We start from the raw sequence: 21003 nt of genomic DNA, 5'->3' as shown, positions 1-21003 counted from the left end.
TGCATCAATAATCTTGTCTTGTTGAGATTGGTGTATAAATATAATTGTTAATTATTTTTTTTCGTTTTTTTGCCTAAATGTGTTTCTAGGGCCGCTATAGCGACTATACTGGATGTTTCTGTTCTTAAAACTCTTGGTCCTAATGAAATACTTAAAAAATTTTTTTCTTTAGCTAGTTGTATATCTGGATTGGTAAATCCCGTTTCTTTTCCTATTAATATATAAATATTTTTATAGTGACTCGGAACATGATATATACTTTTTTTAGCTTTTAGGGTAAATATTATCTTAGTAGAGTTTCTAGGTATTTGTTGGCACCATTCACTTAATGTTTGCGCCGAGCCTAAGGTAGGAACGATGTTTCTTTTTGACTGAGAGCATGCTGCAATAATAATTTTTTTCCAATGTAAAATTTTTTGATTAATCTTTTTTTTTAATTCATTAATACGGTTTTTTTGATTAGGAATGATAGGTGTAATACTATTAACTCCTAATTCGACAGATTTTTCAAGTGTCATGTTCATTCGTTTGGATATAGTTTGACCTAGATGAATATTTAATTTCGATTCTCGGTTATCTTGTTTTTTTTCTTTTATTTGAACGAGAATAGAATTTTTTTTAATATTTATAATCGTAGAAATAAATATATAATTTGTATTATTAAATATATGTACTATATTTCCAATCTTTAATCTAATTACGTGAATACAATAGTGAAAGGTTAGTGTGTTTAATTCGATTTTTTCGTGAATATTGATTTTTTTATTTAAAAAAATTCTAGGTATATACACAATGCTACGAGCCTGTTTTTGGTTTTTATTTAGAGGATTTATAAATACTTTAAATAATACTTTTTATGCATCCGGAAGGATTCGAACCTTCAACCTCTCGGTTCGTAGCCGAGTGCTCTATCCAACTAAGCTACGGATGCATAAAAAGTATTATTTTGGTGAGAGAGGGATTTGAACCCTCGATGCATAATAAATACATACTCCTTTAGCAGGGGAGCGCCTTAAACCACTCGGCCACCTCACCAATATATTGATATTAAATATGTTAACATAATATACATGTTAATCATATTATTTTTTATATAATTAATTAAATTAAATTTTCTGGATTATAAAATAGTTTTTTAAAAAAAAGCTTCGTGTAAATATACTTCATGCGTTAATAGTGACTTTATTTATTTAATTTTTTTTTTCATTTATATTATACGGAACGATGCACGCGAATACTTTTATAAATAAAAATAGTATTATAAAATTATTTTTTTTATAGGAACATATCCTGACATGGCTTCCTCCATTCGGATTTTAGTGAATACTTCTTCTCTATGTATAGATATTTTTCTTGGAGCATTAATTCCTATGCGCACTTGATTTCCTTTTATTCCTAAAATTGTTACTGTTATTTCATCGTCGATTATTACTTTTTCGCCAGTTCGACGAGTTAAAATAAGCATTTCTTGATTCCTTTTAAAAATAAATATATATTTTTGTATATTTTGAAGAAATTAATTAGATGACATTAATCTGTTAGTATAAAAAACTTATAAACTTTTGTTAGCTGTTTTTCTTTTTATATATTTTATAATTTTACACTCAAGCTCTTTGATTTTTTTTAATGTAATTCTAGTTTGAGTTAATTTTCCTGCGGCCATATTTTTTTTTCCGCCTCCTTTTCCAGGTAGGGTAAAAAATATAATATTCATTATATCTAATGCATTTAAACTGTTAGTTATATTCTTTGTAACGCTAATAAAAAACGTTATTTTTTGATTGTTAAGGGTATTATTACTAATTAGTATAATAACTGTATGTTGTAGTTCTTTTTTGATAATGTCAGATATATTTCTGAGTATTTTTTGGTTAGTTTGATCTATAGGCTGTATAATAAGAGATATCTGATTGATAACATTCGCTTTGGGTATTAAATGTTTAGCAATATGTATAGTATTTGTATTTTTTAATTTTATATTTTCTTGATTAATTTTATTGATTTTGGTAAATAATTTTTTTACTACTTTATAAGTATTATTTTCTTTTGTCTTAAGTAGACCTTCTATTTTTTTTTCTTGTTTTATTTTTTTTTCTAAGAATTTAATTACTTGTAAGCCTGTTATTGCAATAATACGTTTTATTTTGTTTCCAATACTAGCGTATGAAATAATTTTAAAACATCCAATTTTACCGGTATTTGTATGATGAGTTCCGTTACACATTTCAATAGAATAGTTATTTATATCAACTATACGAACTGTATTTTTGTATTTTCTTTTTTTTAAGAATATAGCATTATATTTTTTTGCTTTTTCAAAAGAGGTATATAGCGTGTTTATAAACATAGTTTTGTGGATTTTATCATTCACTTCTTTTTCTAAGTCACCAATATCTTGTTCGGTAATAGATTCCTCACAGTTAAAATCAAATCTTAAATATTTATCGCTTATAAAAGATCCTTTTTGCCGTATATTAACTCCAAATTTATTTCTTAGAGCAGAGTTTAATAAATGTGTAGCCGTATGATTAGATTGTATTTTTTTTCTTTTTTTTACATTAATGTTAGCCATGATAATATCATGTACAAACATTGTGCCGCATTTCATAAACCCTATATGAGCGATATAGTAGCCATATCTTTGTGTGTTTGTTACGATAAAAGCGCCGTTATTGCTTATAATTTCTCCAGAATCTCCTATTTGTCCGCTAGATTCGCCGTAAAAAGGCGTTATTTCTAATACTAGGATTCCGTTTTGCCCTATGGATAATTGATCTGTTTTTTTATTATTAGATATAATTTGAATGATTTTAGAGGGTTGAGTGTATTCATGGTAACCATCAAAGATAGACTTTTTAGTAATAAACATTAAAGATGAATTTTTAATATTTTTTTTTTCTTTTCTTTTTTTAAGGTTCAAAATTTTATTTAATTGATTTACATCAATGAAAATATTTTTTTCTTTGCAAATATCTTGAGTTATTTCAATCGGCAGTCCAAATGTATCGTACAAGTATAATATTTGATTTGCATATAATTCATTATTTTTATTTTTTTTAATCTCTTCCCCTAGACGATTTATCCCATTTTTTAATGTTAAATGAAATTGATGTTCTTCAGAAAATAAAATTTTTTTAATGATATCTATTTTTTTGTAAATATTAAAGTCAGTATTAATTTTTTGCATACTATGCATTACAGCTGTAGATAATTTATAAAAAAAAGGATAATGTAATCCGGCAAAGTATCCATGACATAGTGCTCGTCTAATAATTCTTCTTAACACATAACCTCTTCCTTCGTTTCCGGGGCGAATATTTTCTGCGATCATACAAGTAGACGCGCGGATATGATCTGAAATAACTCTCAAGGTAGTTTTATTATTTTTTTTTATATTGAGTTTTTTTTTAATTATCTCAATTAAGTCAACAAAAGTATCTATTTCATAACTTGATTTTACTTTTTGAAGAATGGCAGCAATACGCTCTAATCCCATTCCAGTATCTATTGATGGAATGGGTAGTTTTACTATTTTACCAGGTTCAATTTGGTTAAACTGCATAAATACTAAATTCCAAATTTCTACACAGTATTTTTTTAGTTTCCTAGCATTCATTATGAATGGTTTAGTTTCTTTTTTTAGGTTTTGTTCATAGAAAATTTCTGTACACGGGCCACAAGGACCAGAATCGCCCATATTCCAAAAGTTATCAGAATTATTCTCTATTTTGTCTTTATCATATATTGCGATTAGCCGGTTTGGTGGAAGACTAATAACGTCTAACCAAATTTTTTTTGTTTCTTCGTCATTATAATAATATGTAATCCATATTTTTTTTTTAGATAAATGCAACCATTTTTTGTGTGTTAAAAACTCCCATGCATAAGTAATAGCTTTTTCTTTAAAATATTCACCAAAACTAAAATTTCCTAACATTTCGAATAACGTATGGTGATAAGGTGTATATCCTACTTTTTTTAAATCATCGTGCTTTCCTCCTGTTCGTACACAATATTGAGCACTAGTCATAGACGGTTGATGATTTTTTTTATATCCTAAATATATTTTTTTAAATTGATTCATTCCGGCGTTAGTAAATAATAGCGTATCGTTGTCTTGAGCCGCCAAAGAGCTGCTTGGAATAATTTTATGATTTTTTTCTTGAAAAAAACGCAAAAACATGGTTCGCAATTCATCTGTTTTCATATATTTAACGTCTCTTGATATTTAAAGAATAGAATTATATAATATTAAAATCTATTTTTTTTTGAATTATATATTTTTTACATTATATTTATAATTTGAAAAGAATATATAATAGATTTTAATTTATATGCTGTTTATCATTGGATTTTTTGCTTATAACTTAATTTTTTTACTAAATTTTCAGAGATTTTTTATAAGTTAAAAAATAGTTTTTTTTGATCAATACTTAGAATCTTTATTCATTTTGAATTCGTCGGAAGAAAAATAAGAAATTAATGAGAATTATATGTCTAACAGAAAAATAATTAAATTCACGGTTTCAATGCAGCAATTATCAGCTATTCGATTAGATAAAATTATCGTTTCTCAAGTTAATGAGATATCCCGATCTATGGTTAAAAAATTAATTTTATCAGGATATGTTTCTATTAATAAAAAAACTATACGGATTCCAAAAAAAAAGTTTTTTTAAATGATAAAATTTGTTTATATATTCAAGACATAAATACTTGTATTGAATTTAAAGAAGAAAATATACCTTTGAATATTATTTTTGAAGATTCAGATATCCTTATTATTAATAAACCTTATGATTTAGTAGTTCATTTAGGTTACGGGCATACCTCTGGTACGTTGTTTAATTCTTTAATTTATCATTATAAAGAAAGTATTAATTTACCTAGAGCTGGAATTGTTCATCGATTAGATCGACATACAACAGGCTTATTGGTGATAGCAAAGAAAATAGCGGCATATCAGTATCTTTTAGATTTATTTAAAACTCGTAAAATTATTAAAGAATACGATGTTATCGTAGTTGGTCGGATTGAACGAGACGGAGAAATTAATCGACCCATTAAACGCCATATATTCCGCCGTACTAAAATGATGGTAAGCGCAGGAGGAAAAGAATCTATTACTCGTTATCAAGTGATAGCTATATTTCGGCACTGTACATATTTGCGAGTACGATTAGAAACAGGTAGAACGCATCAGATTAGAGTACATTTTTCATCTATTTCTCATCCTGTTTTAGGCGATCAAGTATACGATCCAGGTTTTAGAGCGCGACTTTTATGTTCCTCTACTAATAGGTTACATAAAATATTATTCGGTTGGTTTAGACCAGCGTTACATGCAAGAAGGTTAACTTTCATATATCCATCTAGAGGTTTGATGCGAAATTGGGTAGCCGGTCCCCCAAGTGATATGGTTGCGTTAATTCATTGTTTATATGAAGAAGATATGAAATAATGAAGTGAGTAGTGATTACTTCAATCATTAGTTTTACATGCATCTTTTTTATTATATATGTTATAATAAAAAAGATTTAAAAAAACTGATTTTTTTAGTAGTAAAATTTTTTATATATTAATTTTTAATAATTGTATTTCTATTGATGAAGCCAAAATATGTTACTTTAAAATAAAAATACGGCTTGTTCTTTAGCTTCAATTTTCTTTCAATAAAGAGAGTTTTTATATTTTCTTCATTGGATACATCTTTTTTTTAAGAAATTATTTTCTTTAATTGTTATCAAATAAGTAAAATAATTTATATATAGTATTTTACCCGAAAAACGGAAAATTTTATTGGATGATGTTCAATAATATACTTAATCCAATGATACTCAGGTTTTTATTGTGTTGAGCATTAGTAACTAAGAAGCATTAAAACAAGAAAATGGGTTTTTTAAATAAATAAAAGTATAAAACTGCATGTGCGTTTTATGAATTACTGTTTGATTTTTTTTTGAAGTTTTGTTTTTTTAATACATAACTAACTGCACTATTTAATGCCCAAATATATCCATCGGTTCCAAATCCGGATATAATACCATTTGCTATATCAGATATCCAAGAGTGTGATCGAAACTCTTCTCTAGAAAAAATATTAGAAATATGGATTTCAAAAAAAGGAAGTCCAACAGCCAACAACGCATCGCGTATAGAGAGACTGGTATGAGCAAATGCTCCGGGATTAATTAAAATAAATTTTATTTTTAGTGTCTTGCTTTCGTGTATTTTTTCTACGATTCGATGTTCTGCATTGGATTGAAAATCATAAATTTTTACGTTTAGGTTTTTTGCAATTTTTTTTATTTTTTGAACTAGTTGAGGTAATGTTTTTTTTCCATAAATTTTTGGTTCTCGCGTTCCTAATAAATTTAGGTTAGGTCCATTTATTAACAAAATTTTTATTTTTTTATTCATATATACGCCTATAATATAAATTTAATTATAAAAAATTATAATTAAAATATAATAACATTTAATTCAAGAATTAAATAGTTTTTTATAATTAAAATTATATTATTCTTTCGGTTTTATATCATTCAAATCATTGTTTATAGCAATTTATTTGAAGGAAGTAAAAGACTTTTAGGTCGCAAACAATCCTTTTTATGATTGGATTCCGTATCATATTTTATGATTATTTTGAGAGATTTATTTTAATGATCAAGGTTATGAAAAATGTTTTATTAAATAGATACAATCTTCAAGAAAGTAATATTTTTTTATTATTAAATTATATGTCAGAAAATAAAGTTGATTTTGGTGATATTTATTTTCAGCTAAGAGAGCAAGAGACGTGGGTATTAGAGAAAAGCATAATAAAAAAAAGTACTTATTTGTTTGACGAAGGAGTAGGTATTAGGGTGATAAAAAATTGTTCTACATTTTTTTCTTGCACTAATGTCATTACATTAAATAGTTTAATGGATTCCACAAAGATAGTTTGTAAAATGATACCCGATGTTTCAAATCATCTTTTCAAAAAGAGTTTTAACTCTAATAATATGAATTTATATACCCGCTTTAATTCAATACAAAATTTTTCTATTGAAAAAAAAATTTATACATTAAATTTAATTGATCAATTAGCTCGTAATACGGATCACCGGATTACAGATGTTTATGCGACTCTAACTTGTGAGTACGAAGAAATATTAATCGGTTCGACTGATAGTAATATTTTGTCTCAAGACGTTCGCCCTTTAGTGCGTATTACTATCAGAGTTATGGCTGAGCAAAACGGTATTCGCGAAAATGGCTGTAGTGGAGGAGGAGGTAGACTAGGGTTTCAAGATTTATTAAAGAAACAGTCTAATGATGAAACATTAATAGAATCTTGGACCAAAGAAGCGGTACGGATTGCTTTGATTTCTTTATCTGCTAAATCATCTATATCAGGAGCTTTTCCTGTTATTTTGGGGTCGGGATGGCCTGGAATTTTATTCCATGAAGCCGTAGGTCACGGACTAGAAGGGGATTTTATTCGAAAGAAAACCTCTATATTTACTAAAAAAATGGGAAAAATAGTAGCCTCTAACTTATGTACCGTAGTAGATAACGGAACGTTAAAAGGCTCTAGGGGATCTATTAATATTGATGATGAAGGTACCCCTAGTAAATATAATATTTTAATTGATAAAGGGATTTTAAGGTCTTTTCTGCAGGACAAATTAAACTCCCACTTAATGGGGTCGACTAGTACTGGAAATGGTCGGAGGGATTCTTATTCGAGTCTACCTATGCCTAGGATGACTAATACATATTTACTACCGGGAAAAGACGCTGTTCAAGATATTATATTAAGCTTAGAGTATGGTATTTATGCTGTTAACTTTAGCGATGGACAGGTTGATATTACTTCTGGAAATTTTGTTTTTACTACTTCTGAAGCATATTTAGTTAAAAAAGGCAAGATTCTATACCCCCTTAAATCTGCAACACTTATTGGATCTGGAATAGAGGTAATGAAACTAATTTCTATGGTTGGAAATGATTTACGGATGGATAATGGTCTTGGTTGTTGTGGGAAAAACGGACAAAATATCCCGGTGTGTGTCGGTCAGCCTACGATTAGAGTAGATAAACTAACGGTAGGAGGATCATCCTAATTTTTTTTATTTGTATTGTGCAGTCAATTTTTAAAATATTCTGACTGCATAATTAATATAAATAAATTTTTTAATTATTCAAAAAAAGTTATTATAATTATTTCTAAAAAATTAATGATTCTTTTTTTAGTTCAATTGTTCTTTTATTCGAGCAGATTTTCCGGTCCGGTGTCTTAAATAATATAATTTTGCTTTTTTTACACATCCTCGCTTAATAACTTTTATTTTATGTATATTAGGAGAATGTATTAAAAACTTTCTTTCTATGCCTTCTCCGTTTGATATTTTTCGTATTATAAAAGAAGAATTAAGGTTTCTATTTCTTTTAGCAATAACAACACCCTCAAAAGCCTGGATTCGTTTTTTATTACTTTCTAAGACCCATATCTGGACAACTAGAGAATCTCCTGATTTAAATATAGGTATATTTTTTTTTTTATATTCATTTTCTAGGTTTTGTATATAATTGTTCATATTTTAGTATCTCTTTTTATGTTTTTTATCATATGAGGTTTTTTTAATAAAGTATTTTTTATGGCATGTTTTAATCTCCATTTTTTTATTTCGTTATGATTTCCAGATAATAATGTAGAAGGTACTGTATAGTTATGTATTTTTTTTGGTCTCGTATAGTTCGGACAATCTAATAAACCGTGAGAGAACGATTCTTCGAATAGAGATTGTTTATTGTTTAGAGCTCCCGGAATAAATCTGGTAATGGTTTCTATAAATACCATAGCAGCTAATTCTCCGCCAGTTAAAATATAATCTCCAATAGACCATTCTTCATCTACTTGAGTTTGTATAAATCTTTCATCAATACCTTTATAACGACCACAAATAAATATTAAATTTTTTTTTTTTATGAAATACTGTATATATTGATGTTTTAAAACTTTTCCTTGTGGCGATAAATAGATAACAATGCTTTTTTTTTTATTTTTTTTTGCTCTGTTAACCGCTTTAAATAAAGGTAAGAACATTATTAGCATGCCTGCTCCGCCCCCATAAATCTGGTCATCTATTCTTTTTCTTTGGTTATCACTATAATCTCTGAGATTTAAAATATTGATATCAATAATTTTTTTTTTTATAGCTCGATTTACTATTCCGTATTTCAAGAATGTATTAAATATATCGGGAAAAATTGTAATAATACTGAATGTTATCATTTTTTTTATTCAATGTTTAGAATACCTATTTAGGGTATGAGCTATTAATAATAATAATTTTATTTTTTATATCTATACTTTGAATTATCTCAGGTTGTATAAATGGTACATTAATATTTTTTTTTTTTTTTTCATTCAATATCTCTAACGTGTTATAGAAACTATTATCTAGTATACCGACTACAGGACCAATTTTTTCTTTTTTATCACTATATGCATAACATTGAAAAATATCATGCCAATAATATTCCTGATATTTGAGTATAGGCAATTGACTGCGTGGTATATAAATATTTTTTTTAGAAATTTTTGTAGCTTTATTTCGGTCATTAATATGTTTGAATTTTATAATATAATTTTTAGAATAATTTCGATACATGGAAATATCACATTTATGGATTTGAAGGTTTGATTTTTCTAATTTCCATGGGAAATACTTAAAAATATTTTTTTTTATTTCCGTAAAGGAAATAACGTGTACCCATCCTAAAATTCCGTGCGGGTGACTAATTTTTCCTATGATAATCATAATTTATAAAAATACTAGGGTTAGTGACGAGTGTTTATTTTTATTTTTGAGATATTTTAAATAATTTTTTGAGTCGATGAGATTGTTTTGCTCCTTTTTGTATCCAATATTGAGCTCTTTCAATACGAATATGTATTTTTTTTTCATTTTTTTTAGCAAACGGATTAAAATATCCAATACGTTCGATGAATTTTCCATTACGAGCAGATCTTACATCTGATATTATTATTTTATAAAATGGTTTTTTTTTGGCTCCATGTCGAGCAAGTCTAATTTTTATCATAGTTCTGCCTTATGTTTTATGTAGTTTTTATTAAAAAGAAATACTTATTTGCTCTAGACAAAATGAATTTAGCTAAATGTTATTTTATCAGATAATTTTTAATTTTTTCAAATATTTGGTTTTTTTTATTTTTTTTTATATTTTTCATCATGCGTTTAGTTTGTTCAAATTTTTTTAAGTAAATATTTATTGCTTGTATTGTGTTTCCAGATCCCCGTGCAATTCTTTTTTTTCTTTGTGATTTTATTATAGAAGGGTAACTTTTTTCTTGTTTTGTCATTGAATTAATCATAGCTTCAATTTTTATTAAGGATTTTTCATCTATGCTGTCTAGCATTGCGCGAGACGGAATGATATTGACTGGCAATTTATTTATTAAAGAGCTAATGCCGCCAATTTTTTTTATTTGTTTAATTTGTATCAAAAAGTCGTTTAGATTAAATGTATCACCTTTTTGTGTTGTTTTTTTTAACAAGTTTTTTTCGCTGTGTTTTAGTTTATTTTTAATATCATCTATTATTGATAATACATCTCCCATCCCAAGTATTCTTTTTGCGATTCGCTCTGGATAAAAAATTTGTAAATCATGTATTTTTTCTCCTACACCAATATATTTAATTGGTTTTTTTGTTAGCATTCGAATCGATAGAGCTGCTCCGCCTCTTGTATCGCTGTCTAATTTTGTTAAAATTACTCCTGATAGCTGGAATTTTTTATTAAATGTATTAATGGAATGTACAGCATCTTGTCCTGTCATGGAGTCAACGACCAATAATGTTTCTTGAGGCTGGGCATTTTCTTGTATTTTTTCCAACTCTTTAATTTTAAATTTATCGGTGTGCAGTCTTCCTGCGGTATCAATAAGCAATACATCATATTTTTTTTTACTTGCTTCTTTCTTTGCTAGTTTTACTATTTCAATAGCTTGTTGGTTAACATGAGATGAAAAAAAATCAGCTTTTGTTTGCTTTATTAGTCTTTTTAATTGAAGTATAGCGGCTGGTCTATATATGTCAACAGATACTACAAGTACCTTTTTTTTATATTTATGCGCTAATAAATAGGCTAATTTCCCCACACTCGTCGTTTTTCCAGCGCCTTGGTGACCTATAAGAGTACAAATAGTTAGTTTGTTAGACATAAATGTAAATGAATGTGGCTTATTTCCCATAATATAAATTAATTCTTTTAAGATTATATCTATGATATTTTGCCCTGGATTTAAGTGAGTATTAATTTGGCTATTTTGAATTTTTTCTTTAACATTCTTTAAAAAAGTTTGTATAACTTTGATGGAAACGTCGGCGTCTAATAGTGCATATTTTACTTTTTTAAGCATTTTTTTGATAACTATTGGCTTTAAATGCCCTTTATATGAAAAATTTTCAAAAATTTTTGTAATTTTTTTTGTTAAGCTATTAAACATAACTATTATTAACACCTTTTTATGATTAATTTTATTACTTACAATTTTATAATTATTTTTTATGTTTACAATTAACGCGAATTTATGTATCTTTCGTTTTAAAATTCCATAGATTCAGCGGGATAACAACCTAATATCCTAGTATTTATTGCATATTTTGCTACATGATGTAATGCATCTTTTGTAATTTCAGAATCTATATGTGATTGAATTTCTAAGAAATAAGTTTTTTGTATTTTTTTTATAATATTTTTAGGAGAGATCATTTTAATTACCTTAATATTTCTTTTCTTAAAAATATTTAGTATTTTTTTTTTATTAGTTATATTATCATTTAGTGTGATGAAAATAGTAGTTTTAGACTCAATATTTTCGGGTATTTTTTTTAATTTTTTTGAAATAAGAATAAATCTAGTAATATTATTTTTTTTATTTGATAAATTTTTTGCTATAGATTTTAGATTATAAAAATCTTTTCCGTCTGCAGACCCTAATACTGCTGTAGTTTTATTGTTTTCTATAACCATTTGCTTTATTGCGGCCGCGGTACTAGGAAAGTAACATTTTTTCCATTCTGGAAACTTATTTAAGAAAGTGCTGCATTGTTTAAAAGGTTGTTCGTGACTATATATACGTTGTATATCGTTAATAAAGCAGTTTTGGGTAGTCAATAAATGATGGTTAATTTTTATATATATTTCTTTAATTATATATATTTCCTTTTTTTGTTTAATTATGTCATATACCTCTGAAATAATTCCTGATATCCTATTTTCTATGGGAAGTAAGGCAAATTTACAACGATTACTAACCAGTGATTCTATTATAGACGTGAAATTCGAATGTTCGCTCGCTAATAAAATATTTTTATTTTTTTTTGATAAAGATGAAAAAGCTGCGTGCGAGTATGATCCAATCGGTCCTAAATATCCACAAAAATATTTTTTTTGATTTGTTAATATTTTTTTTTTCCAATTTTTTTGTATAAGAATTGAATTATGAACAATTATCTGAAATAATTTTTTTATAAATTCTGGATTTATTTTGTTTTTTTTACTGCGTCTATTTAAAGACTGAAAAAGTTCTATCTCTCGGTTTTTATCGCGAATGCATAACTGTTTAGATAATTTGTACTTGAGTATTTCCACAGATGCAGATTCTCTTTTTTTTAATATTTTAATTATTTTATAATCTAAATTATTAATTTGATTTCTTAAGAAATATAATTTATTTTTTATTTGCATATTTAAGTTTCCATCTTAACTGTTTATTATATGTGTTTATAAAATACAAAGACTCCAGATGTATTAATCTATATTAAAGGATATATAGAATAATTTTTTATCTCTAATTTAGGTAAATCAATTTGACAAATTAAGTAATTATTTGAGGAATCGTATTATGAAAAGTTTTTCAGCTAATATAAACAAAGTGGTTAGATCTTGGTATTATGTTGATGGAACTAATAAAGTTTTAGGTCGATTTGCCGCTGAAATATCAAAGCGATTACGTGGAAAGCATAAACCAGAGTATACTCCTCATGTAGATGTAGGTGATTATATCATAGTTATAAATGCATCTAAAATAATTGTCACCGGAAAAAAGCAAATTAACAAATTTTATTACCATCATACCGGACATGTTGGTGGGATAAAAAAATATACTTTCAAGTATATGCTGTCACACCATCCTGAACGCATTATTGAAAAAGCAATAAAAGGTATGTTGCCGAAAGGACCGCTTGGACGGCTTTTTTTTAAAAAACTAAAAGTTTTTCCTTTTAACGAACATACTTTAATAGCGCAAAAACCAGTTTTTTTAGATATTTAATTTGTTTAAATAATAAGGTTATTATATTATGTCGAAGTATATTAATTATGGCACTGGTCGTCGTAAAAGCTCTTCAGCGCGTGTTTTTTTATGTAAAGGCAAGGGTGTTATTACTATAAACAAGCGTTCGCTGAAAGAATATTTCAGCAGGGAAACGTCATGTATGGTCGTTCAACAACCATTAGATACAGTAAACATGTTACATTTTTTTGATTTTTATATCACAGTTAAGGGCGGAGGCATATCCGGTCAAGCCGGGGCTATTCGTCAGGGTATTACCCGTGCTTTAATACAATATGATAACTCGTTAAGAGGAAGTTTGCGTAAAGAAGGATTTGTGACACGTGATCCCAGACAAGTAGAGCGTAAAAAATTTGGTTTTCGAAAATCTAGAAAAAGACCTCAATTTTCTAAACGTTAAAATTTGTTTGTTTTGAAGAACCCCGGTATGTATATCCCGGGTTTCTTATTATAATATATGTGTCATTTTTCATTTTATTAAATTTGAAAAAGTGCATTATACTTCATATAATATTAAAATTTTTTTGCATGATTCTTATAATAAATATTCATTATTGTTTATAATTTTATTTTTTTTTAAAGTCTATATATCTTCTTGAGAGTATGATTGCTCGGTAAATTATATTTTATATTTTTTTTGATACAAATATAGCATTATGTCTTGTGATAATTGTTTAGTTCCAATTTTTTTTTTTGCAGAAATAAGATAGTATTTTTGGTTATTTTCTATTTTTTTTTTTATTTGCAGCATTACGGAATTAATTTTTTTTTCTGTCAGCTTGTCAATTTTATTGAATATTAACCAACGTGGTTTTTTAAAAAGCGATTCTTTAAAGTTTTTTAATTCTTGTAATATAATTCGCCTGATATTGTTAATATTATTTTTCCTTATATCGGTGATATCAATTACATGAAGCAACAAATGACAGCGAGATAAATGTTTTAAAAATTGTATGCCTAAACCTATTCCTGTAGACGCTCCCTGTATAATGCCAGGTATATCCGCAACGATGAATTTTTCTTTTTTTATTTGAACTGCTCCTAATATAGGACGTAAAGTAGTAAAAGGATAATTATTTATTTTAGTCTTAGCGTTTGAAATTGCTGTAATTAAAGTTGATTTTCCGGAATTAGGCAAGCCTAGCGTTCCAACATCAGCAATCAATATTAACTCTAAACCAATGTGCCGGCATTCACCCAAAGTGCCATTAGTTTTTTTTCTAGGAGATCGATTAGTAGGAGATTTAAATCTTGTGTTCCCCATACCGTGCCATCCGCCTCTAGCAATGAGAACTTTTTGTTCTTTTTTCGTTATGTCTGCTATTATAGAATGGTCATGAAGATTAATAATTCTGGTTCCAAGAGGTACTCGGATAAAAATATCCTCTCCTTTTCGCCCAGAACTATTTGCACTAGATCCGTTTTTTCCGTTTTCAGCATAAAATGTTTTTTGTATTCTATAATCTGTTAACGAATTCATATTTGTATCAGAAATAATCCATATATTTCCTCCGTCACCACCGTCGCCTCCGTCTGGACCCCCTTTGGGTATAAATTTTTCTCTTCTAAAGCTTATGCATCCATTTCCTCCATTTCCAGCAGATACATGAATTGTAGCTGAATCAACAAATTTCATGTTATATTTCTCTTTTTTAATAGATCTTTAAAAATTATTGAACAATTATTTTTTTGTATATTAAAAACATAATGTAGTATTTTTTAGTTTCTATGATGCAACTTGAATAACGCTAATAAATTTTTTCTTTAAAATACCTTTTTTTTCAAATTTCACCTTTCCCTGAGATGTGGCAAACAAAGTATGGTCTTTTCCACATTTTACATTATAACCTGGGTGGAATTTTGTTCCTCTTTGTCTAATTAATATATTTCCAGGATAAACATATTCTCCTCCATATTTTTTAATGCCTAGTCTTTTTGATTTTGAATCTCTTCCATTGCGTGATGAACCACCTGCTTTTTTATGAGCCATTTTTTATCCTAATATTGTGTGTTTATTGATATATAAAATTTTTTATCAATACATCTGTATAACTTTGTCTGTGTCCTTGAGTCTTTTTATAATGTTTACGACGATGAAATTTTATGATTTTTATTTTTTTTTCTTTTCCGTGTTTATGAATTGATCCCTCTATTAATATGTTTTGGAGCACAGGTTGTCCAATAGATATTTTTTTATTATTCGAGAATAATATTATTTTTTTAAATAAAATTTGTGATCCAACACTGTTATTTATTTTTTCTAACCTAATTACTTTGCCTACTTTAGCTTTATACTGTTTATTGCGGTCTAAAAATATTGCATACATAATATATTTCTCTGAGTATTAATCCATTAATTAATAATAAAAGTATATTTATTTATAATTTTAAGGTTGTTTAGTTAAATATAACATTAGTATTTTATTTATCACAAAGCTTAAAATTTTTTAATGAATATTGTTTTTTTAAATACTGAAATTTATATAAAAAATATATGTGGAAGTGTTTTTTTACGTCATTAAATTATTGTATAGATTAATATTTTATGTAAATTATGGACAAGCGTATACAACAATATACATCTAAAATGATATAGGTCGATATAATAAAAATATTTTTTACTTCATGCAGAGCGCTTGCTCATCGACGCTTCCTTAACGATACTGTTTCTTAAAATTTTTTTAAAATGCCTGGAAAAATTATTATATGCATATAAAATATGTTTGTAATTTAGAATTTTTAACTTAAAAACATTGATTTTAGATAAATATGCTGATCTTGAGAAAAAGAAGAACTTATAATGATATATTTTTGCAAGGTATGTATTATTATCAATAAATAATGATTTTTTTTAGTATATTTATTGATGTATTTTAAATATTTGAGAATATTAGTTAAATTAAAGAGAGTTTTTTTTTTTCCATTCATTAAGAGTATACGCTTGTATAGAAACGGCATGAATTTTTTTTTTAAAAAAATAAGGTAATAGTATTTTATATATTTTTTTTTGTTTTTCAAGAGAATTCATGCCTATAAATATATCTCCTATCGCGATAATTGAAATATTTTTTTCTTTTACAGAAACTAGAGCTTTTTTTAGGTTTAATTTTTTTTTAATTAAAGAGTGAATTTTATCATGGTTCATGTTTATTACTCGATTTTTTACAAGAAAGTAGTTAATATGCATTAATCAATATATTATTTAGTTTTTTATATATGGTTTTTAAAACTCTTGTATTCGCCAATTAATTAAAATTTTTCTATATATTAGCAAAGTAATAGGTATACTCTAAAAAAATCATTATTTGTATAATTTATATATGATTTTCGATAATTTGTTTGTATCAACTGTTAATTATAAAAATTTTCATTTAATTGAAAACATCAATGATTATTATGCTTTATAATACATTTTATGTGTATAGATAATACATATAACATTTTTAATAATAACATATAAACGAAGTGTTGAGCAAAAGTGATATTTTATTTAATTATAGTTTAATTTAACAGATAAATAATATAAATAAATTTTATTTGTTTTGTTTTTTTTAGCGTAAAGGAGATAAAGGTTTGTTTAACAAAGTTCCGATGACGTTGCGAGGTTTTAATAGGTTAAAAGCTGAATTAAAAAAACTAAAATATATTACAAGACCTTTTATTGTGCAGGCCATAGCGAATGCTAGACAGTTAGGTGACTTAAAAGAAAACGCAGAATACCATTCGGCTCGTGAAGAACAGAGTTTTTGCGAACATCGTATATGTGAGATCGAAAAAAAAATATTATATGCTCAAATTATAGATGTCACTAAAATACCTTTTAGAGGTGTTGTCATCTTTGGGTCTACTGTAACAGTGTTACAAAATAGTACTAATGATATTTTTATTTATACTATTGTAGGTGATGATGAAGCGAATTGTAAGGAATTTTCCATTTCTATTCATTCACCTATGTCTAGAGCACTAATTGGAAAAAAAAAAAATGATATTGCTATAGTAAATACCCCTTCTGGGTCAGTAGAATATTTAATTAAAAAAATTGAGTATATTTAAAATATATATTATGTATTATATATTGCGTAAATATTCTTGAAGTAGATATTTTTTATTAAAGTTTTGTTCTCATAAACATAATTTTGATATTTCTATAAAATTCTTATTTTTATTTATTTTTTTTGTAATGTAATATTTATATTATAATAGTATATTTATTTTAAATAGTTTAATTTCAAGAATAGTTAACGAAGCTTGTATATTTTGTGTATTTTAAGGTGTTAAATGATATTATGGTTTTGAAAAAAAGTTCAAATAATTCTAAACGCTGGTTAAAAAAACATTTTAATGATCCATATGTTAAAGAAAGAAATAGAAAAAACGTAAGATCTCGTGCGTGGTTTAAGCTAAAAGAGATTAATGAATCGGAAAATATTTTTAAAAATAAAATGAATATTATGGATTTGGGGTCAAATCCGGGCGGATGGTCAGAATATGCGCGCAAAAAGATTGGAAAATACGGAATAATTTTTGCGTGTGATGTTTTGCCAATGAAATCTTTAAAGAATGTTACTTTTTTTCATGGAGACATTACAAAGACAGAGTTTTTAGAAAAGTTTTTATTGATTGTTAAAGAATATTCTTGGAATGTCGTTATGTCAGATATGTCGCCAAATATTAGCGGTTGTTCCGTTGTTGATAATGCCAATATGTTTAAATTAAGTAACATTGTACTCAAAATTGCTATACAAGTCTTAAATTTTCAAGGGTATTTAATTATAAAATTATTTCAAGGCTATGGTTTTGATGAATATATGCAAAAAATTTATAACACATTTAATTTTGTGAAGATTTATAAACCGAAGGCTTCATGTATGAATTCTCGAGAAGTATTTATTATTGCTTATGGCTTAAAAGTATAGTTATTTTTTTTAATATAAGTATATAGAGAGGTTATCTTTTGATTAACAGAATTAAAAATTTAATTTTATGTTTTTTTGCTGTAGCTATATTGGTGTCACTAGTTCAAAACATTTTTTTTTATAAATCAGAAAATGTAATCGTAAGTTATTCTGATTTTGTGAAAGACGTTAATAACAATCAAATTCGTGATGCTACAGTTAATGGTAACGAGATCAAAGTTACCAAAACTGATTTTAAAAAATACATTACTTATTCTCCTATGAATGATCCTGAGTTATTAGATGTTTTGCTGCAAAATCATGTTAATATTACCGGAGTAGCCTACAAGGAAAGAAGTATCTTGGTTTCTATATTTATATCATGGTTTCCTGCATTTTTATTAGCGGGTTTATGGGTTTTTTTTGCACAAAAAATACACAATAGCATTGGCAAAGGAACTCTATTGTTTGGAAAAAGCACAGCGAAAACTGTATCTCAAAATATGACTAAAGTTACTTTTTTAGATGTTGCCGGCTGTCCTGAAGCTATAGAAGAGGTATCTGAATTAGTAGAATATTTAAAAGAACCACAACGATTTCAAAAATTGGGAGGAAAAATGCCCAAAGGAGTTTTACTAATAGGTCCTCCGGGAACTGGAAAAACTTTATTAGCTAAAGCTATTGCAGGAGAAGCGCGTGTACCCTTTTTTACTATCTCGGGATCGGATTTTGTAGAAATGTTCGTTGGTGTAGGGGCTTCTCGTGTCCGCGATATGTTTAAAAAATCTAGAAAATGCGCTCCGTGTATACTTTTTGTTGATGAAATTGATGCTGTGGGTCGGAAAAGAGGAGGAGGTTTTCGAGGCTCTAACGATGAACGCGAACAGACGTTAAATCAAATTTTAGTTGAAATGGACGGTTTTCAAGAAAACCAAGGGATTATCTTAATCGCAGCTACTAATCGACCTGATGTTCTAGATCCTGCGTTATTACGATCAGGTAGATTTGATCGACGAATAGTAGTACCTCTTCCGGATTTAAGGGGTCGAGAAGCAATTTTAAAGATTCATATGAAAAAAATACCTGTTGGAGATGATGTGATGCCGATGATCCTATCTAGAGGCACATCGGGTTTTTCTGGAGCGGATTTAGCTAATTTAGTAAATGAATCAGCTTTATTAGCAGCTCGTCTTAATAAAACTAAGGTTACTATGTCTGAATTTGAAAAATCCAGAGACAGAATAACCATGGGTTCTGAGAGAAGGTCGTGCATCATGACAGATCTTCAAAAGGAACTTATCGCATATCATGAGTCTGGCCACGCTATTGTTGGTAGATTAGTGCCTGAGCACGATCCAGTGCATAAAATAACAATTATTCCAAGAGGTCGGTCTTTGGGCGTTACTATATTTTTGCCCCAACAGGATATCCTGAGTAAAAACCGTCAGCATTTAGAAGGTCAAATTTCTTCTTTATACGGAGGGCGTCTGGCAGAAGAAATAATTTATGGTGTCCACCGGGTTTCCACTGGTGCAAGCAATGACATAAAAGTAGCGACTCAATTAGCTACAAATATGGTAACAAAATGGGGTTTTTCTGAGAAATTAGGTCCTTTATTATATTCTGAAGAGAACAATGAATCTTCGTTTAAACGATTTAAAAGTGAACAGCAACGTTTTTCAGATGCTACGGCTCAGATGATTGACCAAGAAGTGAGATTATTTGTTGAAACTAATTATCAGCGGACAAAAAAAATTCTTAAAAAAAATATAGATATATTGCATGCTATGAAAGACGCTTTAATAAAATATGAAACTCTGGAATCTTGTCAAATTGATGACTTGATGTCCCGAAAGCCGGTGAGACCCCCTCAAGGATGGTCTACTAATTAAAAGATTTGTTCCAAGGAGATCTATTTTTTAGTGTTTATTTTTTTACTAACTTGGTATAAGTAACAACAACTTTTTTTTATTTTATGGTGGAGAGGATGTTAATGCTTTAGTTAAGATTAAGAGTATTGAAATTATTTTTTAATTCTTTAATAAAAAATTCTCATGATTTAATAATATCTATCTTTAATGATAAGGTAGGTATTATTTCTGAAAAAACATATATAATTTTTATTATATATGTTTTTATTTTTATATTTCAATGAAAATATATGCGCTATACTGCTTTTTTTCAATCGAGATGCGTTATTACAGTATAGCGTTATGTTTATTCATCGTTATTAATTTTAATGAGTATGAAATCATAAATACCTTTGTTTTTCTTTTTTATTCGAATCTACGAAATAAAATTTTTAGTCATTTTTTACGGGTAAATCTATAATAGTAAAATTAAAGAGATAAATATTTTATGTAGCTATTGTTTTTTTTTTTAATTTTAAAATAATGCTAAACTGAAAATAGTTAATTTTTTGAAAAAATTATAAGTCATACTTATATAGTATTTACTATGACTAATAGATTTTTAATAAAAAACAATGTATATAAAATATACATAATTATTTACAACGAACATGTTGATATATGTTTTTGAGATTTTATATAAGTTATAAAAAATAAACTAATAGCTATAAAAATTAGCACATAAATTATAGTGTTATTTCCTTGTTTTTTTTTTGTCTTTCATTTATAAAGCATTTTATATGTTCTTTATAAAAAATATATACTGATGTAACATATACTAAATTTTAAGATATTTTTAGAATATTATTAAAATATAATTAATATA

22 protein-coding genes and 2 tRNA genes are annotated in these 21003 nt (G+C 27.0%); 8 read left to right on the top strand and 16 right to left on the bottom strand.

Translation table 11 applies throughout. The annotated features are described in order from the left end of the window. Positions 1–47 precede the first annotated feature (47 nt). The 5 genes from CINFORN2912_RS01340 to alaS form a co-directional block, all read right to left on the bottom strand. Complete coding sequence (locus tag CINFORN2912_RS01340) at positions 48–791, bottom strand: 16S rRNA (uracil(1498)-N(3))-methyltransferase (RefSeq protein ID WP_075433997.1); 744 nt, start codon at positions 789–791, stop codon at positions 48–50. Between the two features lie 66 nt (positions 792–857). Next, a tRNA-Arg gene (locus tag CINFORN2912_RS01335) sits at positions 858–931 on the bottom strand. Positions 932–947: 16 nt separating this feature from the next. Beyond that, positions 948–1035, bottom strand: a tRNA-Ser gene (locus tag CINFORN2912_RS01330). A 223-nt stretch (positions 1036–1258) separates the two neighbouring features. Continuing rightward, the gene (gene csrA / locus CINFORN2912_RS01325) at positions 1259–1465 is read right to left on the bottom strand and encodes a carbon storage regulator CsrA (RefSeq protein WP_075433995.1); all 207 of its coding nucleotides are present in this window, start codon (positions 1463–1465) and stop codon (positions 1259–1261) included. Positions 1466–1552: 87 nt separating this feature from the next. Then, positions 1553–4207 (bottom strand): alanine--tRNA ligase, encoded by a 2655-nt coding sequence (alaS, locus tag CINFORN2912_RS01320; RefSeq protein ID WP_075433992.1) that lies wholly within the window; start codon positions 4205–4207, stop codon positions 1553–1555. 286 nt (positions 4208–4493) lie between these two features. Here alaS and CINFORN2912_RS02130 point away from each other — a divergent pair, with 286 nt between their 5' ends. Both CINFORN2912_RS02130 and CINFORN2912_RS01315 read left to right on the top strand, forming a co-directional pair. Continuing rightward, the gene (locus CINFORN2912_RS02130) at positions 4494–4679 is read left to right on the top strand and encodes a S4 domain-containing protein (protein ID WP_082253684.1); all 186 of its coding nucleotides are present in this window, start codon (positions 4494–4496) and stop codon (positions 4677–4679) included. 8 nt (positions 4680–4687) lie between these two features. Continuing rightward, a complete protein-coding gene (locus CINFORN2912_RS01315; RefSeq protein WP_082253683.1) occupies positions 4688–5461 on the top strand; it encodes an RluA family pseudouridine synthase in 774 nt (257 codons plus the stop codon). A 473-nt stretch (positions 5462–5934) separates the two neighbouring features. Here the strand turns inward: CINFORN2912_RS01315 and aroQ are convergent, their stop codons facing one another. Next, a complete protein-coding gene (gene aroQ / locus CINFORN2912_RS01310) occupies positions 5935–6420 on the bottom strand; it encodes a type II 3-dehydroquinate dehydratase (protein ID WP_075433989.1) in 486 nt (161 codons plus the stop codon). A gap of 254 nt (positions 6421–6674) precedes the next feature. Between aroQ and tldD the strand changes: the two genes are divergently transcribed. Then, positions 6675–8111, top strand: coding sequence for a metalloprotease TldD (tldD, locus tag CINFORN2912_RS01305; RefSeq protein WP_244268596.1), 1437 nt, complete (start codon positions 6675–6677; stop codon positions 8109–8111). Between the two features lie 126 nt (positions 8112–8237). Here the strand turns inward: tldD and rplS are convergent, their stop codons facing one another. The 6 genes from rplS to CINFORN2912_RS01275 form a co-directional block, all read right to left on the bottom strand. Next, positions 8238–8585 carry a 50S ribosomal protein L19 gene (rplS, locus tag CINFORN2912_RS01300; protein WP_075433986.1) on the bottom strand — a complete coding sequence of 116 codons (348 nt, stop codon included), beginning with the start codon at positions 8583–8585 and terminating at the stop codon, positions 8238–8240. Then, on the bottom strand, positions 8582–9283 hold the full coding sequence (gene trmD / locus CINFORN2912_RS01295) for a tRNA (guanosine(37)-N1)-methyltransferase TrmD (RefSeq protein ID WP_075433984.1): 702 nt from the start codon (positions 9281–9283) through the stop codon (positions 8582–8584). Before trmD ends, rplS begins: the two co-directional genes overlap by 4 nt. Before the next feature lie 25 nt (positions 9284–9308). Beyond that, positions 9309–9812 carry a ribosome maturation factor RimM gene (gene rimM / locus CINFORN2912_RS01290; RefSeq protein WP_075433980.1) on the bottom strand — a complete coding sequence of 168 codons (504 nt, stop codon included), beginning with the start codon at positions 9810–9812 and terminating at the stop codon, positions 9309–9311. Between the two features lie 40 nt (positions 9813–9852). Further along, positions 9853–10095, bottom strand: coding sequence for a 30S ribosomal protein S16 (gene rpsP / locus CINFORN2912_RS01285; RefSeq protein WP_075433977.1), 243 nt, complete (start codon positions 10093–10095; stop codon positions 9853–9855). 79 nt (positions 10096–10174) lie between these two features. Beyond that, the gene (ffh, locus tag CINFORN2912_RS01280; protein WP_075433974.1) at positions 10175–11521 is read right to left on the bottom strand and encodes a signal recognition particle protein; all 1347 of its coding nucleotides are present in this window, start codon (positions 11519–11521) and stop codon (positions 10175–10177) included. A gap of 98 nt (positions 11522–11619) precedes the next feature. Then, a complete protein-coding gene (locus CINFORN2912_RS01275) occupies positions 11620–12765 on the bottom strand; it encodes a prephenate dehydratase domain-containing protein (RefSeq protein WP_075433971.1) in 1146 nt (381 codons plus the stop codon). Positions 12766–12922: 157 nt separating this feature from the next. Between CINFORN2912_RS01275 and rplM the strand changes: the two genes are divergently transcribed. Both rplM and rpsI read left to right on the top strand, forming a co-directional pair. Continuing rightward, positions 12923–13351, top strand: coding sequence for a 50S ribosomal protein L13 (rplM, locus tag CINFORN2912_RS01270; RefSeq protein ID WP_075433968.1), 429 nt, complete (start codon positions 12923–12925; stop codon positions 13349–13351). A gap of 28 nt (positions 13352–13379) precedes the next feature. Beyond that, complete coding sequence (gene rpsI, locus CINFORN2912_RS01265; RefSeq protein ID WP_075433965.1) at positions 13380–13772, top strand: 30S ribosomal protein S9; 393 nt, start codon at positions 13380–13382, stop codon at positions 13770–13772. Positions 13773–13991: 219 nt separating this feature from the next. Here rpsI and cgtA read toward each other — a convergent pair whose 3' ends face one another. The 4 genes from cgtA to CINFORN2912_RS01240 form a co-directional block, all read right to left on the bottom strand. After that, positions 13992–15008 (bottom strand): Obg family GTPase CgtA, encoded by a 1017-nt coding sequence (gene cgtA, locus CINFORN2912_RS01260; RefSeq protein ID WP_075433962.1) that lies wholly within the window; start codon positions 15006–15008, stop codon positions 13992–13994. A 90-nt stretch (positions 15009–15098) separates the two neighbouring features. Then, positions 15099–15362, bottom strand: coding sequence for a 50S ribosomal protein L27 (rpmA, locus tag CINFORN2912_RS01255; protein WP_075433958.1), 264 nt, complete (start codon positions 15360–15362; stop codon positions 15099–15101). A 22-nt stretch (positions 15363–15384) separates the two neighbouring features. Then, positions 15385–15699 carry a 50S ribosomal protein L21 gene (gene rplU / locus CINFORN2912_RS01250; RefSeq protein ID WP_075433954.1) on the bottom strand — a complete coding sequence of 105 codons (315 nt, stop codon included), beginning with the start codon at positions 15697–15699 and terminating at the stop codon, positions 15385–15387. A 572-nt stretch (positions 15700–16271) separates the two neighbouring features. Beyond that, complete coding sequence (locus CINFORN2912_RS01240) at positions 16272–16517, bottom strand: BolA/IbaG family iron-sulfur metabolism protein (protein WP_075433946.1); 246 nt, start codon at positions 16515–16517, stop codon at positions 16272–16274. 428 nt (positions 16518–16945) lie between these two features. Here CINFORN2912_RS01240 and greA point away from each other — a divergent pair, with 428 nt between their 5' ends. The 3 genes from greA to ftsH all read left to right on the top strand — a co-directional run bounded on the left by greA (position 16946) and on the right by ftsH (position 20159). Next, entirely contained in the window at positions 16946–17425 is a 480-nt protein-coding gene (gene greA / locus CINFORN2912_RS01235; protein WP_154101265.1) for a transcription elongation factor GreA, read from the top strand. A gap of 233 nt (positions 17426–17658) precedes the next feature. Continuing rightward, entirely contained in the window at positions 17659–18288 is a 630-nt protein-coding gene (locus CINFORN2912_RS01230) for an RlmE family RNA methyltransferase (RefSeq protein ID WP_075433939.1), read from the top strand. Positions 18289–18326: 38 nt separating this feature from the next. After that, a complete protein-coding gene (gene ftsH, locus CINFORN2912_RS01225) occupies positions 18327–20159 on the top strand; it encodes an ATP-dependent zinc metalloprotease FtsH (RefSeq protein ID WP_082253681.1) in 1833 nt (610 codons plus the stop codon). The last annotated feature ends 844 nt before the right edge of the window (positions 20160–21003 follow it).

Origin of the sequence: Buchnera aphidicola, assembly GCF_900128725.1 — a bacterium.
Lineage (GTDB): Bacteria > Pseudomonadota > Gammaproteobacteria > Enterobacterales > Enterobacteriaceae > Buchnera_F > Buchnera_F aphidicola_K.
The sequence above is the reverse complement of the archived record's forward strand: the minus strand, read 5'-3'. Positions and strand labels throughout refer to the sequence as shown.